Source organism: Pseudoxanthomonas daejeonensis (assembly GCF_010093205.1).
GTDB lineage: Bacteria > Pseudomonadota > Gammaproteobacteria > Xanthomonadales > Xanthomonadaceae > Pseudoxanthomonas > Pseudoxanthomonas daejeonensis.
In genome coordinates, this window is sequence record NZ_PDWN01000002.1 from 122,076 (window position 1) to 137,155 (window position 15,080).

General features: G+C 70.1%; 11 protein-coding genes and 1 tRNA gene. All 12 read right to left on the bottom strand.

All coding sequences use genetic code 11. From position 1 onward, the window contains the following. Positions 1 to 312 precede the first annotated feature (312 nt). The 12 genes from CSC65_RS02115 to CSC65_RS02170 all read right to left on the bottom strand — a co-directional run bounded on the left by CSC65_RS02115 (position 313) and on the right by CSC65_RS02170 (position 14,431). A complete protein-coding gene (locus tag CSC65_RS02115; RefSeq protein ID WP_162408328.1) occupies positions 313 to 4,914 on the bottom strand; it encodes a DEAD/DEAH box helicase in 4,602 nt (1,533 codons plus the stop codon). Between the two features lie 270 nt (positions 4,915 to 5,184). Next, a tRNA-Lys gene (locus CSC65_RS02120) sits at positions 5,185 to 5,260 on the bottom strand. A 210-nt stretch (positions 5,261 to 5,470) separates the two neighbouring features. Then, on the bottom strand, positions 5,471 to 6,148 hold the full coding sequence (gene queC, locus CSC65_RS02125) for a 7-cyano-7-deazaguanine synthase QueC (RefSeq protein WP_162408329.1): 678 nt from the start codon (positions 6,146 to 6,148) through the stop codon (positions 5,471 to 5,473). A 269-nt stretch (positions 6,149 to 6,417) separates the two neighbouring features. Then, the gene (gene queE, locus CSC65_RS02130) at positions 6,418 to 7,077 is read right to left on the bottom strand and encodes a 7-carboxy-7-deazaguanine synthase QueE (RefSeq protein WP_162408330.1); all 660 of its coding nucleotides are present in this window, start codon (positions 7,075 to 7,077) and stop codon (positions 6,418 to 6,420) included. A 275-nt stretch (positions 7,078 to 7,352) separates the two neighbouring features. After that, positions 7,353 to 8,168, bottom strand: a complete 816-nt coding sequence (ybgF, locus tag CSC65_RS02135) for a tol-pal system protein YbgF (protein WP_202922815.1) — start codon at positions 8,166 to 8,168, stop codon at positions 7,353 to 7,355. Positions 8,169 to 8,171: 3 nt separating this feature from the next. Further along, complete coding sequence (gene pal / locus CSC65_RS02140; protein ID WP_162408331.1) at positions 8,172 to 8,684, bottom strand: peptidoglycan-associated lipoprotein Pal; 513 nt, start codon at positions 8,682 to 8,684, stop codon at positions 8,172 to 8,174. A 67-nt stretch (positions 8,685 to 8,751) separates the two neighbouring features. After that, the gene (tolB, locus tag CSC65_RS02145; protein WP_162408332.1) at positions 8,752 to 10,071 is read right to left on the bottom strand and encodes a Tol-Pal system beta propeller repeat protein TolB; all 1,320 of its coding nucleotides are present in this window, start codon (positions 10,069 to 10,071) and stop codon (positions 8,752 to 8,754) included. Between the two features lie 543 nt (positions 10,072 to 10,614). Beyond that, complete coding sequence (gene tolA / locus CSC65_RS02150; RefSeq protein WP_162408333.1) at positions 10,615 to 11,610, bottom strand: cell envelope integrity protein TolA; 996 nt, start codon at positions 11,608 to 11,610, stop codon at positions 10,615 to 10,617. A gap of 50 nt (positions 11,611 to 11,660) precedes the next feature. After that, complete coding sequence (gene tolR / locus CSC65_RS02155; protein WP_162408334.1) at positions 11,661 to 12,095, bottom strand: protein TolR; 435 nt, start codon at positions 12,093 to 12,095, stop codon at positions 11,661 to 11,663. A gap of 28 nt (positions 12,096 to 12,123) precedes the next feature. After that, on the bottom strand, positions 12,124 to 12,900 hold the full coding sequence (gene tolQ / locus CSC65_RS02160) for a protein TolQ (protein WP_162408335.1): 777 nt from the start codon (positions 12,898 to 12,900) through the stop codon (positions 12,124 to 12,126). Between the two features lie 165 nt (positions 12,901 to 13,065). Continuing rightward, complete coding sequence (gene ybgC, locus CSC65_RS02165; protein WP_162408336.1) at positions 13,066 to 13,476, bottom strand: tol-pal system-associated acyl-CoA thioesterase; 411 nt, start codon at positions 13,474 to 13,476, stop codon at positions 13,066 to 13,068. A 463-nt stretch (positions 13,477 to 13,939) separates the two neighbouring features. Further along, positions 13,940 to 14,431, bottom strand: coding sequence for an REP-associated tyrosine transposase (locus CSC65_RS02170; RefSeq protein WP_238390243.1), 492 nt, complete (start codon positions 14,429 to 14,431; stop codon positions 13,940 to 13,942). Positions 14,432 to 15,080: the final 649 nt, after the last annotated feature.

Consider the following 15,080-nt stretch of genomic DNA (forward strand, 5'->3'; position numbering starts at 1 on the left):
CGGGATGTCGTCAGTGGTGATGCCGCGCATTCCCCTGCGCGGCAGCCCGACGCGAGGCGCCGGCCGGTGCGATGCTGCTGTCCCATGGTTCCCCCTGGAGCGGAACGGACCGAAATGGACCGTCCGCTATTCCACAAACCGCGAAACGCGTCGCAAAACTATCACGGCGCCGGTTTTGGCCCGGCGCGTCCCCAGGGTCGACCTAAAAGCAAAGACCCAAGCAGCTTCAATGACTTGGAGCGCTTTCACAGGAGACCGTCCCGGGATCGATCGCAAGCCCGCGGGCCGCGCCGGCACAGAACCGACGAGCGGTCATTTAATAGCGACGAGCGGTGCCAAGGGCGTCTCAAGCCTGCCCGGCATCGAACCCGCCCCGGGATCACGCAGCAACCGCTGGCGGGCCGCCGCCGCGTCCCCGGGCGCCAGTTCGGCCATGAAGGCCACCTGCCCGGCCACCAGCGACGCCACCGGCATGCCGTCGCGGTAGAGGACACGCGCGCCGGCGATCCGCGGCACCTTGTCGCCGGCGACCACGGTCCCGGCCAGGTTCAGCGGGTCCAGCGCGCTCACGCAGACCAGGGTGCCGTCCTCGGGCTTCTGCCGGGCCTTGCGCAGCAGGCCGATGGCTTCGGGCAGGGCGAACTGCTCGCCGGAAAGACCGGCGATGAAGCGTCCGCCGCGCACCTCGCCGCGCGCCTCCAACCTCCGGTACACGCGCAGCAGTTCGCGCCAGGGGGGCAGCCAGGCGGCTTCGCGTTCGAGCACCCGCCAGCTGACCACGCCATAGCGGCGCAGCAGGACGCGGGCAACATGCTCGACCGCCTCAGGATCCGGTTTCGGTGCGCGCACGACGCGCGCCGGGGAAGCGACGGGAACTGCAGCTTCCGTCTCGGGCGCCACGCGTCGCACCAGCGCCCAGCGGCCGGCATCCTCGATGCCGAGCATCATCGCGCGGCGGCGACCGTGGCCGGGCGTGGGCCGCTTGGAGGCCGGCACCAGCAACGCGCGCAGGCCGGCAAAACTGTCGCAATGCGCGCGCCCGCGGGCGACCAGCTCGGCCAGCGCATCTTCCAGCTCGGTCTGCAGCAGCCGCGTACCGCCCACGATCTCGTCGAAGAACGACGCACCGTGCATCGCGAGGAAATCGGCGACCTTCTGCGCGCGCGACGAGAGCACCGCGTCCTCGGCCTGCGCCTTGCCTGGGGGCGCGCGAACCAGCGCGGTCCAGTGCGGCACGCTGCGGCGCGGCAGCAGCAGGATCGGCGTGGACCGCAGCGAGGGATTGCCGCGCATCGCGCCGGCCTCCGGGTCGGTCGCGCGCAGTCGGGTCCACAGGGTACGGCCGGCGGTGCACAGGTCGTCGAGCCAGGCGATCGAATAGTCGCGCACGCGCGCCGGCAACACGTCGCCTTCCCAGGCCGCGGCGGGTGCTTCGTAACCTTCCAGCTGCGCCAGCACGCCCGCCAGCGCCTCCGGGCCGCTGACCTGCGTGTCCTTCGACACGCGCTGCCAGTCGAACAGGAAGCGCATGAAATCGCGCGGCGCCACCGGCTCGATCTCGCGACGCAAGCGCTTGAGCGTGTAGCGATGGATGCGGGCCAGCAGGTGACGCTCGCACCATTCCTCGCCGACGGCATGCGGCGAGAAGCGGCCCTGCATCGCGTAACCCTGCGACTGCAGTTTCAGCATCGCCATGTCGACCGCCAGCGGGGCGATGCCCAGGCTGTCGGCCAGCGTGGCCGCCGCCACCGGACCCAGGCCGGTCAGGCGCGAACGCAGCAGCGCGACCGCCGCGTCCTCGGCGCTCCAGGCGACGCGCGCGAACTCCTCCGGTACCGCGATCCCCGGCTGCTGCAACGCCGAGGGATGCAGCGCCAGCAACTGCGGCAGGCGCTCGGCCGCGACCCACCACTGCCTGCCGGCGGCGACTATCCGGGTGGCGCGCGCGTCGCGCAGCAGCTTCTCCAACCAGGGCTCCCACGTGGACTCGCCGGCCACTTCCGCCGCGGTGACGAAGCCCAACCCGGTCAGCACCTCGTGCATCTCGTCGGCGTTGCGCGCCTGCGGCCAGGCTTCGCGGCGCACCTGTTCGACCGCATCGCCGTCGAGCCGCCCGAGGTCGGTCGCCGCCTGCGGATCGGCGTAGCGGCGCGTCTGCACGGCCTGGGTGCGTCGCTCCTCCAGCGGTGCGTCGTCGAGGAAAGCATAGGGACGTGCGTTGAGCGCCTCGGCCGCCAGCGGCGACGGCGCGGCCAGGTCACGCGCCTGCACCGTGATCGCACCCGATTCCAGGCCGCGCAGCAGCTCGAGCCAGCCCTCGGTGTCCATCGCCTCGTGCAGGCAATCGTCCAGCGTCTGCGCGACCAGCGGATGGTCGGGCACTTCGCGCTCGCCGACGATGTTCTCCAGGCAGGCCACCTGGTCGGGGAACACCGTGGCCAGCAGGTCCTCGGATTTCATCCGCTGCAATTGCGGCGGCACCTTCTTGCCGCCGACGAAACGCGGCAGGGCCAGCGCGGTGGTCGCGTTCCAGCGCCAGCGCACCGGGAACAGCGGCGCATCCAGCAAAGCCTGCACCAGCACGTCCTGCGCCGACGAGGAATGCAGGTACTTGGCCACCTCGATCAGCGGGAAGCTGTGGCTGGTCGACAGCGACAGCACGATCGCGTCCTCGGTCGCCGCGGCCTGCAGTTCGAAGTTGAACTGGCGGCAGAAGCGCTTGCGCAGGGCCAGGCCCCAGGCGCGGTTGAGGCGGCTGCCGTAGGGGCTGTGGATGACCAGGTGGGTCGAGCCGGTCTCGTCGAAGAAGCGCTCGAACACGATGGTCTGCTGGGTCGGCATCGCCCCCAGCGCGATCGCGGTCGAACCGAGGTAGTCGACCAGCTGGCGCGCGGCGGACTCGTCCAAACCCGCCTCGTCGCACAGCCAGGCCAGCGCGGTATCCGCGCCATCGATGGTGAAGCGCTCTCCGGCTTCGCCACCGCCTGCTGCATCTGCATCGGCCGCGCCATCGACGATGGCCGCTTCGGCCGGCACGCGCACCACCTGGGCGTCAGGCATGCGCGTGGCGATCTCTTCGCGCAGCCGCGACACGCCCTGCGACAGCTCGTCGGTGCGGCCCGGCGCCTCGCCCAGCCAGAACGGAATGCTGGGCGGCATGCCCTGCGCATCCTCCACCCGCACCCGGCCCGCCTCCACGCGCAGGATCCGGTAACTGGCATTGCCCAGCTGGAAGATGTCGCCGGCCATGCTCTCGATCGCGAAATCCTCGTTGACCGAGCCGATGAACGTGGACGACGGCTCCAGCACCACCGCGTAGTCGCCGGTGTCGGGGATGGTGCCGCCGGACATGGTCGCGACCAGGCGCGCGCCCTGGCGCCCGCGCAGGCGGCGATTGACCGCGTCGCGGTGCAGCCAGCCGGCACGCGGGCCGCGCCGGTCGCTGAAGCCGTCGGCGAGCATCTTCACGACCTCGTCGAACCTCGCCCGCTCCAGCCGCGCGTACGGCCAGGCGCGCAGGCACCAGTCGTACAGCGCATCCTCGTCCCATTCGGTCGCGGCGACCTCGGCCACGATCTGCTGGGCCAGCACGTCCAGCGGCGCCGGCGGAATGCGCAACGCGTCCAGCTCACCGCGGCGCACGCAATCGAGCAAGGCCGCGCATTCGACCAGCTCGTCGCGGGTCTGCGGGAACAGCCGCGCCTTCGGCACGCCGCCGACGTGGTGGCCCGAGCGCCCGGCGCGCTGCAGGAACGCGGCGATCGAGCGCGGCGAGCCGAGCTGGCAGACCAGGTCCACGTCGCCGATGTCCAGACCCAGCTCCAGCGAAGCAGTGGCGACCAGCACCTGCAGCTGGCCGGCCTTGAGCTTCTGCTCGGCCTCCAGGCGCAGCTCCTTGGACAGGCTGCCGTGGTGGGTGCCGACGTTCTCGCGCCCGAGCAGTTCGCCCAGGTTGAACGCGGCGCGCTCGGCCATGCGCCGCGTGTTGACGAATACCAGCGTGGTCCGGTGCGCGCGCACCCGTTCGACCAGCTGCGCGTAGACCTGCTCCCACTGCTCGTTGGACATCACCGCCGACAGCGGCGTGGGCGGCAGTTCCAGCGCGAGGTCGCGCTGCTTGGCGTAGCCGATGTCGACCACGGCGCAGTCGGGCACGTCATGCGTGGCGGTGCCGCCGAGCACCGCCTGGCTGCCGGCCAGGGGATCGGGACCGGGCCAGCCGGGCAGCGCGTCGCGCGTGGGATAGACGTTCGCGCCGCCGACCAGGAAGCGCGCGACTTCCTCCACCGGCTTCTGCGTGGCCGACAGCCCGATGCGCACCAGCGGCCGCCCGCACAGCGCTTCCAGCCGTTCCAGCGACAGCGACAGGTGGCTGCCGCGCTTGTCGTCGGCCAGTGCGTGGATCTCGTCGACGATCACGCTGCGCACCGTGGCGAGCATCGCCCGGCCCGAGGCCGAGCCAAGCAGCACGTACAGCGATTCGGGCGTGGTGACGAGGATGTGCGGTGGCTTCTTGCGCACCTGCGCACGCTCGGCCTGCGGCGTGTCGCCGGTGCGCACGGCGGCACGGATCTCCACGTCGGGCAGGCCCAGCTCCAGCAGCGCGTCGCGGATCCCGGCCAGCGGCGCCTCCAGGTTCAGGCGGATGTCGTTGGACAGCGCCTTCAGCGGCGACACATAGAGGACGCTGGTGCGGTCGGCCAGTTCGCCACCCCCGTCCAGGCCCTCGCGCACCAGTGCGTCGATCGCGGCCAGGAACGCGGTCAGGGTCTTGCCCGAACCGGTGGGCGCGGCGACCAGGGTGTTGCGTCCGGCCATGATCGCCGGCCACGCCGCAGCCTGTGCCGCGGTCGGCCCGGGAAATGCCCCGTCGAACCAGCGGGCGACGGCGGGATGGAAGGCGTCGAGGGTCATGTCGGGGATCGCGGCGGGAGCCGCAGCGTGGCGCCGGGGCGTCGCAGCAGGTGAGACGGTGCCGGGGCGCTTTATCGGACCGCGTCGTCGAACCAGGGGGAAATCGAATATGCGCCCGCCCCGGTCGTGCTTCAACCGCGTGCACGCCGCGAAGCCGAACCGGTTCAGTGAAGGCGTGAACGCACGCAAGTCGATGGCACGGATCGAACCGGGCGCGATGCATGCCCGGCGATCACCCGTGCATGGCCGTCGAAGATGAGGCGGGAAAGATGGTGGGCCGTGACGGATTCGAACCGTCGACCAGCGGATTAAAAGTCCGATGCTCTACCGACTGAGCTAACGGCCCACGCGCGCCGGCGCTCGGCCGGGCGGGCATTTTACCTGATCGCGCCGCAGCTGGGTCCGGTCCGTGGCGCCTGCGTGGAGCCGGGCTTTGCCCGGCTGCATCGCGCACGATGGAGGCGCCGGGTCACGATCGCGGGGCATGTCCCGCTCTACGAGGCGTCCATCGAGGCCCTTCGCACGCCGGCCACGGACCCTCGGACTGCGACGCAGCTCAGCCAGCGCCGTCGACGTAGAGCGTGGGGTCGGTCACGCCAGCGGCGTCGAAGCCGGCGGCACGCAGCCGGCAGGCGTCGCAGTGGCCGCAGGCGCGCCCCCCGGCATCGGCGCGATAGCACGACACGGTCTGGGAAAAGTCCACGCCCAGGCGCAGGCCTTCGCGCACGATTTCGTCCTTGCCCATGCGGATCAGCGGCGCATGCACGCGGATCCCGGCGCCTTCCACGCCCGCCTTGGTGGCGAGGTTGGCCAGGCGCTCGAAGGCTTCGACGAATTCCGGCCGGCAGTCCGGATAGCCCGAGTAATCGACCGCATTGACCCCGCAGAAGATGTCGGCCGCACCCAGCACCTCGGCCCAGCCCAGCGCCACCGAAAGCATGATCGTGTTGCGCGCCGGCACGTAGGTGACCGGGATGCCCTCGCCGCCCGCGTCGGGCACCTCGATGTCATCGGTCAGGGCCGAGCCGCCGATCGCACGCAGGTCCACGGTCACGGTCTTGTGCGCCACCGCACCCAGCGCACGCGCGACCCGGTCCGCGGCATCCAGTTCGGAGGTGTGGCGCTGGCCGTAGCGCACGCTGAGTGCATGCACGGCATAGCCCTGTTCCCTGGCCATGGCCAGGACGACGGCCGAATCCATGCCACCGGAGACGAGGACGACGGCGTTCTTCATGGGCGGGGCAGCTGCGTGGATTGGGGGCGCCATTGTAGGTCGCCGTGCGGGAGTTTCAGGCATGGCACCGCTCGGTTGCGCGACCGGTCATCTGCTCTTTGTAGGAGCGGGCATGACCGCGACACCGACGCCTCATGGCGCGGGCGACACCCTCATGGTTCCGACGGCCTCGCGTCGCGGTCATGCCCGCTCCTACAAAAAGCGACAGTCCGCTTCGCGAAAGGCGGCTGGTCTCGGACCGGATCTGTCGCGCGCGACCACCCCCTCGCTCAGCGCCCGGGCTCGTCGTTCCAGAGGAGCTTGTGCAGCTGCATCTGGAAACGCACCGGCAGGCGGTCGGCCACGATCCAGTCGGCCAGCGCGCGCGGCTCGAGCTCGCTCTTGCTCGGCGAGAACAGCACGTCGCAGCGTGCGGCCAGGCCGTGCTCGGCGACCATGTCCCGCGCCCATTCGTAGTCGGCGCGGCCGCACAGCACGAACTTGACCTGGTCGCGGGCGGTGAGCAGCGGGATGTTCTCCAGCCGGTTGCGCGCCATCTCGGCCGAACCGGGCGTCTTCAGGTCCACCACCCGCGACACGCGCGCGTCGACCCCTGCGATGTCGAGCGCGCCGGAGGTTTCCAGCGAGACGTCGTAGCCGGCATCGCACAGGCGCTGCAGCAGGTCCAGGCAGCGCTTCTGAGCCAGCGGCTCGCCGCCGGTCACGCAGACGTGGCGCACGCCCTGGCGGGCAACCTCGGCGAGGATGTCTTCGATCTCCCACCACTGCCCGCCATGGAAGGCGTAGGCGGTGTCGCAGTACTGGCAGCGCAACGGGCAGCCGGTGAGGCGCACGAACACGGTCGGCCATCCCGCGGCGTTGGCTTCGCCCTGCAGCGACAGGAAGATTTCGGTGAGCTTGAGGCGGCTCTGCGGGACGAGAGTATCCATCGGCGGATCGTGGTTCTCAGGCGGACGGGCCGCGGGGGTGATGTAGGAGCGGGCATGACCGCGACACCGAGGGCATCGGAATCGCGATGGCGTCGCCTGTGTCGAAGACGTCGGTGTCGCGGTCATGCCCGCTCCTACACAACCGCGCGGGAGCGGACTTCCATTCCGCGATACAGGCGTCAGGATCCTGGTGACATCGCCTGTTCGAGGGCGTCGGTGTCGCGGCATGACCGCTCATGCGCACAGCCGCGCACGCGGGTCGCACGCAGGCGCGCTCAGCGCAGCTGGCCGATCTCGATCGAATGCAGGCGATCGCTGGCGATGCGCGCCGCATCGGTGCCCGGGTAGAGGTTGACGACCTGCTGCAGGGTGGCCCGGGCCTCGGGCACCTGGCCATCGCCGAACTGGGACAGGCCGCGCTTGAGCAGGGCGCCGGGCGCCTTGTCATGGGTCGGATAGCGGCTGATCAGCGCGTCGAACTGCTGGCCGGCCAGCTTGAAATTCTTGGTGGCGTAATAGCTCTCGCCCAGCCAGTACAGCGCGTTGGGCGCGTAGATGCCGGCGGGCCAGGCGTCGATGAAAGCCTGGAACAGCTGCGCCGACTCGTCGTAGCGACCGGCCTTGAGCGCATCGAAGGCCTGGTTGTAGGCGCCGCGCTCGTCGCCGGACTGGGCCAGCGAACCGGGATCGCCATGCACCCGCGGCGTGGCATCGGCCGGACCGGGCGTGACCGTCCGGGTCGGGGCGACGGCAGGCGCGGCGGCAGCAGGTGCGCCAGTGGCGGCGGGCGGCGGCAAGGCTCCGCCTTCGAGGCGGTTGAGGCGACCGTCCAGGTCCAGGTACTGGTCACGGTTGCGCTGTTGCAGCTGGCCGTTCTCGTTCTGGAGCTGCTCGACCGTCTCGCGCAACGACTGGACTTCCGTGCGCAGCTGGTCGAGCTGGTTCAGGAGGTCCTGGTTGGCCTGGGTGTTGTTGGCCTGCAGTTCCAGCCGGGCGACCCGGTCGGCCAGGCTCAGCTTCTGCGCGTAAGCGGGCGTGGCGGCCACGAGGGCCGCCACGACCAGCATCCGCAAGGGGTGCTTCAAGCGCATGGATCAGCGCGCGCTGTAGACGATCTCGACGCGACGGTTCTGCGCCCAGCAGGCCTCGGTCGACTCGGTGCAGACCGGACGCTCTTCGCCGTAGCTGACCACGGTCAGCTGGGTGGCCGAGGCACCGGCGCCCTGCAGCGCGGACGACACGGCGTTGCCGCGGCGCTCGCCCAGGCCCATGTTGTACTCGCGGCTGCCGCGCTCGTCGGTGTGGCCTTCCAGGTTCTGGCGCGACGACGGACGGTCACGCAGGTACTTGGCGTGGCAGGCGACGACGGCCTGGTACTCCGGCTTCACGGTGTACTGGTCGAAATCGAAGTGGATGACGCGCTGGCGCAGGCAAGCATCGGTGTCCAGGTCTTCCGGACCATAGACGCCGTCGTCGGTGGCGACCGGCGCGGTCGGGGTGGTCGGGGTGGTGTCGGCGACGGGCGCTTCCTTGACCTTCTTGGAGCAGCCGGCCAGGGCGGCCACGGACAGCAGCGAAACCAGCAGGACACGGGTGGAGGTGTTCATATCATTCCTTGGGATGCACTAGGGTGGTGGTAGGACAAACGCAACCGCGTAATCTTACAACTGATTTTTAACGAGCGCTGCGGTAGGGGGACCAGGCCGGCTCGCGCACGTCGCCATCGGCCAGGACCAGGCGCTGGCGCACCCGGCCATCGGCGGAAACGGCGTAAAGCACCCCGCGTCCGCCTTCGCGCGCGGCATACAGGAGCATGCTGGCGTTGGGGGCGAAGCTGGGGGATTCGTCGAGGGAGCCGGTGGAAATGGTGCTCCAGCGCGGCGAACCGAGGCTGGAATCCATGATCGCGATCCGGTAGGTGTTGCCGGCGCCCTGGGCCACCGCGACCTTCTTGCCGTCGTAGGACACGCTGGCGGTGGCGTTGTAGTTGCCCTGGAAGGTGACCCGGCCGGCGCTGCCGCCGCCCGAGGACACCTGGTAGATCTGCGGACGGCCCCCCCGGTCGGAGGTGAAGTAGATGGTGCTGCCATCCGCGCTCCAGGTCGGCTCGGTGTCGATGCCGAAGTGGTTGGTCAGCTGGGTCAGCTGCTTGCTGCCCAGGTCCATGACGTAGATCTCGGGATTGCCGCTGCGCGACAGGGACATGGCCAGCTTGCGCCCGTCCGGCGAGAACGACGGTGCGCCGTTGATGCCACGGAAGCTGGAGACCAGTTCGCGCGCGCCCGAGGAGATGTCCTGCACGTAGATCGCCGAGTTGCCGCGCTCGAAGCTGACATAGGCCAGCTTGCGCCCGTCCGGGCTCCAGGCCGGCGACAGCAGCGGTTCGGCCGAGCGGACCACGGTCTGCGGGTTCCAGCCGTCCGCGTCCGCCACGTTCAGCGCGAAACGCATGTCCTTGCCGCGGCCGCTGGCCGTCACGTAAGCGATGCGGGTCCAGAACGCGCCGCGCACGCCCAGGATCTTCTCGTAGACCGCATCGGCGATCTGGTGCGCCGCGTCGCGCGTCGCGTTGGCCCGGGCGGTGATCGCCAGGCCCAGCAGGCGCTCGCCCCGGGCCACGTCGAACAGTTCGTACTCGATCCGGTAGCCGCCGTCGCCGCCGTCCAGCATCCGGCCGACCACGATGTAGTCCTGCTTGAGCTGCTTCCAGGTCGGGTACTGGATCTCCCCGCCCCGGGTCGGGCGCTCGACGATCTGGGCCTCGGGCAGGGTCCGGAACAGGCCGGAACGGGCCAGGTCGTCACGCACCACCTTGGCCACGTCCGTTTCCGGCGGCGTGCCGCTGCCCTGGTAGGGCATCGGGACCACGGTGATCGGCAGGGCCGAAGCGTTGCCGCCGATGATGTCGATCTCCAGGCCCTGCTGCTGGGCCGAGGCCACGAAGGGCAGGAGTACAAAGGCGATCAGGGCGAACCAGCGCAGGGGAGTTTTCATGGCAGGCGGTCGTCGATCCAGGTCCGGGCAGGAAGGAATAGCAGCGTAGGCGTGAACATTTTCGCAATCATGAACGAAATTGTCGTGAATGCCGGTTCACGAAACAGGGAACGCGCGACCTGGCAGGGTTTGGTGTCGCGGTCGTGCCCGCTCCTACAACGGCGGGGCGCGGGCTCCTGTACGGCGGGTAGCGGGCTCTTGTAGGAGCGGACTTCAGGCCGCGAAGCCGACGCCTCGGCACGGGCGACGCCGTGCAGGTTCTGACGTACCGCAGGTTCCGACGTGCCGCGGAAATCCGACGGCCTCGGTGTCGCGGTCGTGCCCGCTCCTACAACGCGGGGCGCGGGTCCTGTACGGGGCGGGTCGCGGGCTCTTGTAGGAGCGGACTTCAGGCCGCGAAGCCGACGCTTCGGCACGGGCGACGCCGTGCAGGTTCTGAGGTACCGCAGGTTCCGACGTGCCGCGGAAATCCGACGGCCTCGGTGTCGCGGTCGTGCCCACTCCTACCAAGGTGGCGCGCGCGACGGCGCGATATGGCGGCGCTCAGCGGTCCTGCGCTTCGAAATTGAGGGTCAGGTTGCGCTGGAAGGCGGACTCGAAGCCGCGGTACGGCAGCGGCTTGGCGCGCAGCACCGCGGCCTCCAGCGAACGACGCCCGGCCTCGTCGAAGGGACAGCCCGGCTGGATCTCGACATCGATCACCTCCCCGCCCGGGATCTGCCGGATCGACACGCGGCAGCGCTGGCCCAGCGGCACGGTGTCGGGCCGGATCCACTGGTTCAGCACGGCCTGCTGGATCGCCGCGGCGTACTTGGCGGTCAGGTCCTCGCTGGTACCGCCCTGCCCCGGCGTCCCCTGGCTGGGCGGAGTCGGCGGCGCGCTCTGGCGCTGCTGCACCTGTTCGAGCTGGCGCACCTTCTGTTCGGCCAGCGCCACCTGGCGTGCGGCCTGCTCGCGCTGCCGGCGCAGTTCGGCCAGCTTCTTCTGCTTGTCGTCCTCGGCCTGCGCGGCGAGCCGGCGCTGGTTCTCGGCGGCCTTCTGCTTCTCGCGCTCCTCGGTCAGGTCGACCTGCTCCTGGCGGCGGCGCTCTTCCTGTTCCTTCTCGGCCTTTTCCCTGGCGATGGCGTCGCGACGGGCGGCGTCCTGGTCGACCGTGTCGGGTTCGGGAATGAATTCCTGCGCCTGCTGCTGCGGCGCCACCACCGCGTCCTGCGGGCGCGGTTCGGGCACCGGCTGCGGCGGCGGCACGGTTTCCTCGGGTGCGGGCTCGGTGACCGGCTCGGGCAGCGGCTCGGGCTCGGGCTTGGGCGCCTCTTCGGCGCGCCGCTGCGCGGCGGCCACGTCCGCCGGCGACATCACCAGCGAAGCCTCGATCACCGGCGAGCCGGCGGCCGGTTCCACCTGCCGCTGCGGCGACCACCACCAGGCCACCCAGAACAGCAACGCGACCAGCACGTGCAGGCCGATGGCCAGCGCGAGCGGGCCGGCAAGCCCGCCTTCGCGGTCGTCGGGCTGGCGGTAGAACGCGTCAGCGTGCATGTGCGGTCGCGGTCATCGGCGGGCCGGCCCGGCTATGTCGGTCACGTCGCTCACTTCGGTGCGCCGCCCGGCTGGCTCATCAGGCTGACCCGCGGCACGCCGGCGGCCTGGACCAGCACCATCGTGTCCATGACCTTCTGGTATTCGGTCACGCCCGGGGCGGCGACGAACACCGGCACATCCTTGTTCTGGGCGACGAAGGCGCCCAGCCGCGCGCTCAGCTCGGTGGCATCGATGCCCTCGGGCTTGCCGCCCTGCAGGGTCAGGAAATAGCGCCCGTCGGCGTCGACAGTGACGATCACCGGGTCCTTCTTGCTGTCGACCGCGCGCGCCCTGGACTGCGGCAGGTCCACGTCCACGCTCAGGCTCAGCAGGGGCGCGGTGACCATGAAGATGATCAGCAGCACCAGCATCACGTCGATGTAGGGCACGACGTTGATCTCGGACTTGAGCTTGCGGCGCTTGTGGCGTGCGAGTGTGCTCATGGCGTGCTCCCGGCCGGGTGGTCCCGGCTCATTCCTCGCCGCCGGCCTGGCGCTGCAGGATCGAGCTGAACTCGTCGGCGAAGCTCTCGTAGCGCTGCGACAGGCGGTCCACGCGGCTGGTATAGCGGTTGTAGGCCCACACCGCCGGGATCGCCACGAACAGGCCGATCGCCGTGGCGAACAACGCCTCGGAGATGCCCGGCGCCACCGAGGCGATGCCGACCTGCGCGCCCTGGCTGACCATGTCGTGCATGGTCACCATGATCCCGAACACGGTGCCGACCAGGCCGACGTACGGCGCGGTCGAGCCGATGTTGGCCAGCAGCTCCAGGTTGCGCTCGAGCTTGCCGACTTCGCGGGTGTAGGCCACGCGCATCGCGCGCTGCGCGCCTTCCAGCTGGGCGCGGCCGTCATGGCGGCGCTTGTCGCGCAGGCGGGTGAATTCGCGGAAGCCCGCTTCGAAGATCGCCTCCAGGCCGCCGACCGTGCGGTTGCGGTCGGTCGCCGCCGCGTACAGCTTGCCCAGCTCGGCGCCGGACCAGAACCGGTTCTCGAACTCGTCGGCCTCCTGGTCGGCCGCCTTGAAGCTGCGCAACTTGCGGAAAATGATCACCCAGCTGATCACCGATCCGGCCAGCAGCAGCAGCACGATCAGCTTGACCGGCAGGCTGGCCCGCAACATCAGGTCCAGGTAGTTGATGCCGCCGTGCGCCGCGGTGGCGGCGGCACCGGCCGCAGCGGCAGCCGCTTCTTCGGGCAGGGCCTCAACCACGGTGGCCACCAGGGCCAGGGTCGCTCCGATCATGCTTGGGGATTCCTCTTCAACAATGTCGTGTTGCCGTGCGGGGTGCCGTCGCCCGTGCATCCGGGCTGCGGCAGGATCGGGCCCGACCAGCGCCGGGTGGTCAGGATACGGAACGCGCGGGGAGGCCGGATGGGGCTTGCCGCAAGGTTCCTGCTCGCCGGACGGTCATGTCGTGTGACCGGCCTGCATCGATTTCAGTTCCTCGTACAACGATTCTTCCATGGGCGCCGGACGGAAATCGGCGGCACGCAACGAGGCCACCTTCACCTCCGCCGCCAGCAGCAGCTCCTCCCCGCGCAGGATGCGCTGGGTGAAGACCACGCTGGCGCGGCCGACGCGGGCCACCTCCGCGGTCACCTCGAGCAGGTCGTCCAGCCGCGCCGGGCGCAGGAAGTCCAACCGCATCGAATGCACCGCGAACACCAGCCCGGCCTGCTGCAGCGCCTGCTGGCCCCGGCCCATCGCACGCAGCGCATCGCTGCGCGCCCGCTCCAGGAAAGCCACGTACCGCGCGTGGTAGACCACGCCACCGGCGTCGGTATCTTCCCAGTAGACGCGTATCGGAATGCTGAACATCGGCTCGCCGCGGACAATGGAATCCGCAAAGCATGACCGGTGTGGGGGTTCGCGGCCAGCCCGGGGCGTTGTGGCGCGTGCCCTTCCAGCAGGTGCTGGCCGAAGCGCCCGGGCCAGGGCGAACGCGGCCCCTGCTCCTGTAGGAGCGGACTTCAGTCCGCGAAGCCGACGCCTTGGCAGGGGTGACGCCTCCCATGATTTCGACCGCCTGGGAGATACGACCGCCTGGGAGATACGACCGCCTCGGAGATCCGAGCGTCTCGGTGTCGCGGTCATGCCCGCTCCTACGAAGCGCGCGCGATCCGGGCACGGGCTGGGAAACTGTAGGAGCGGACTTCAGTCCGCGAAGCCGACGCCTTGGCAGGGGTGACGCCTCATGATTCCGACCGCCCCCTATATTCCGACCGCCTCGAAGATCCGATCGAGGACACCGGAACCACGACACACCTGTCTCCCGACGCCCCTACAGCGAAGCCCCGTCCAGCCACACGCAGTCCCAGAACGGGTAGTCGCCGATGCGCTCGACCAGCCCCGCTCGCAGCGGATTGGCCACGATGTAGCGCGCAACCGAGCGCAGGTCATCCTCCTGCCGCAGTGCCCTGTCATGGAAGGCCGGCCCCCACAGGGCTCCGGCACGCGCCAGCATCCGGTTGACCTGCACGCCCGTGGCCGCCTTCATCCGCGAGACCACCATCTCCAGCGGCACCCGCGGTCCAAGCTCGATCAGCCAGTGCGCGTGGTCGGGCATCAGCACCCAGGCCAGCAGCCTTGCATCGGCCAGCGCGGCGGGTTGCCGGAACGCCCGAACCGCCTCGCAGCCGACATGGAAGTTGGCGAACCAGGGGTTCCGGTCGCGGGTGGCGACGGTGACGTGGTAGACCTGCCCCGGCAACGACACGCGGCCGCGCCGCAAAGCGCGGTGTCCCCGGAAGCGATCCTCGACGTGCATGTCCATGGACACACGATGCGCGTCCACGAACTACCCGCCCAGCAGCGCACCCCGCACGCCGATGTAGGAATTCGCCGCGCCCGGCCTGCCCCCTGCAACCACCCCACCCTGCGTGGCGTTGCGCGCGCACACAAAAACCCGGCAACCCAAGACCCCACCCGTTGTCCGCTCCTGTAGGAGCGGGCACGACCGCGACACCGAGGCGGTCAGACGCCACGAAGACGCCGCCCGTGCCGAGTCCGTCGGAATCGTGCGGCGTCGCCCGTGCCAAAGACGTCGGCTTCGCGGCCTGAAGTCCGCTCCTACAAACCCGTTGGCCCTGTCCGCATCGCCTTGTAGGAGCGGGCACGACCGCGACACCGAGGCGATCGGACGCCACGAAGACCTCGCCCGTGCCGAGTCCGTCGGAATCGTGCGGCGTCGCCCGTGCCGAAGACGTCGGCTTCGCGGCCTGAAGTCCGCTCCTACAAACCCGTTGGCGCTGTCCGCATCGCCTTGTAGGAGCGGGCACGACCGCGACACCGAGGCGGTCAGGCGCCACGAAGACGCCGCCCGTGCCGAGTCCGCCGGAATCGCGAACGCGTCGCCCGTGCCGAGGCCGCAGGCTTCGCGGCCTGAAGTCCGCTCCTACAAACCCGTGGGCGCTGTCCGCATC

What these genes read in the sequence shown, in the direction of transcription:
- CSC65_RS02115 (WP_162408328.1), bottom strand. Translation starts at nt 4,914, where the DNA reads ATGACCCTCGACGCCTTCCATCCCGCCGTCGCCCGCTGGTTCGACGGG.
- queC (WP_162408329.1), bottom strand. Translation starts at nt 6,148, where the DNA reads ATGAAGAACGCCGTCGTCCTCGTCTCCGGTGGCATGGATTCGGCCGTC.
- queE (WP_162408330.1), bottom strand. Translation starts at nt 7,077, where the DNA reads ATGGATACTCTCGTCCCGCAGAGCCGCCTCAAGCTCACCGAAATCTTC.
- ybgF (WP_202922815.1), bottom strand. Translation starts at nt 8,168, where the DNA reads ATGCGCTTGAAGCACCCCTTGCGGATGCTGGTCGTGGCGGCCCTCGTG.
- pal (WP_162408331.1), bottom strand. Translation starts at nt 8,684, where the DNA reads ATGAACACCTCCACCCGTGTCCTGCTGGTTTCGCTGCTGTCCGTGGCC.
- tolB (WP_162408332.1), bottom strand. Translation starts at nt 10,071, where the DNA reads ATGAAAACTCCCCTGCGCTGGTTCGCCCTGATCGCCTTTGTACTCCTG.
- tolA (WP_162408333.1), bottom strand. Translation starts at nt 11,610, where the DNA reads ATGCACGCTGACGCGTTCTACCGCCAGCCCGACGACCGCGAAGGCGGG.
- tolR (WP_162408334.1), bottom strand. Translation starts at nt 12,095, where the DNA reads ATGAGCACACTCGCACGCCACAAGCGCCGCAAGCTCAAGTCCGAGATC.
- tolQ (WP_162408335.1), bottom strand. Translation starts at nt 12,900, where the DNA reads ATGATCGGAGCGACCCTGGCCCTGGTGGCCACCGTGGTTGAGGCCCTG.
- ybgC (WP_162408336.1), bottom strand. Translation starts at nt 13,476, where the DNA reads ATGTTCAGCATTCCGATACGCGTCTACTGGGAAGATACCGACGCCGGT.
- CSC65_RS02170 (WP_238390243.1), bottom strand. Translation starts at nt 14,431, where the DNA reads ATGGACATGCACGTCGAGGATCGCTTCCGGGGACACCGCGCTTTGCGG.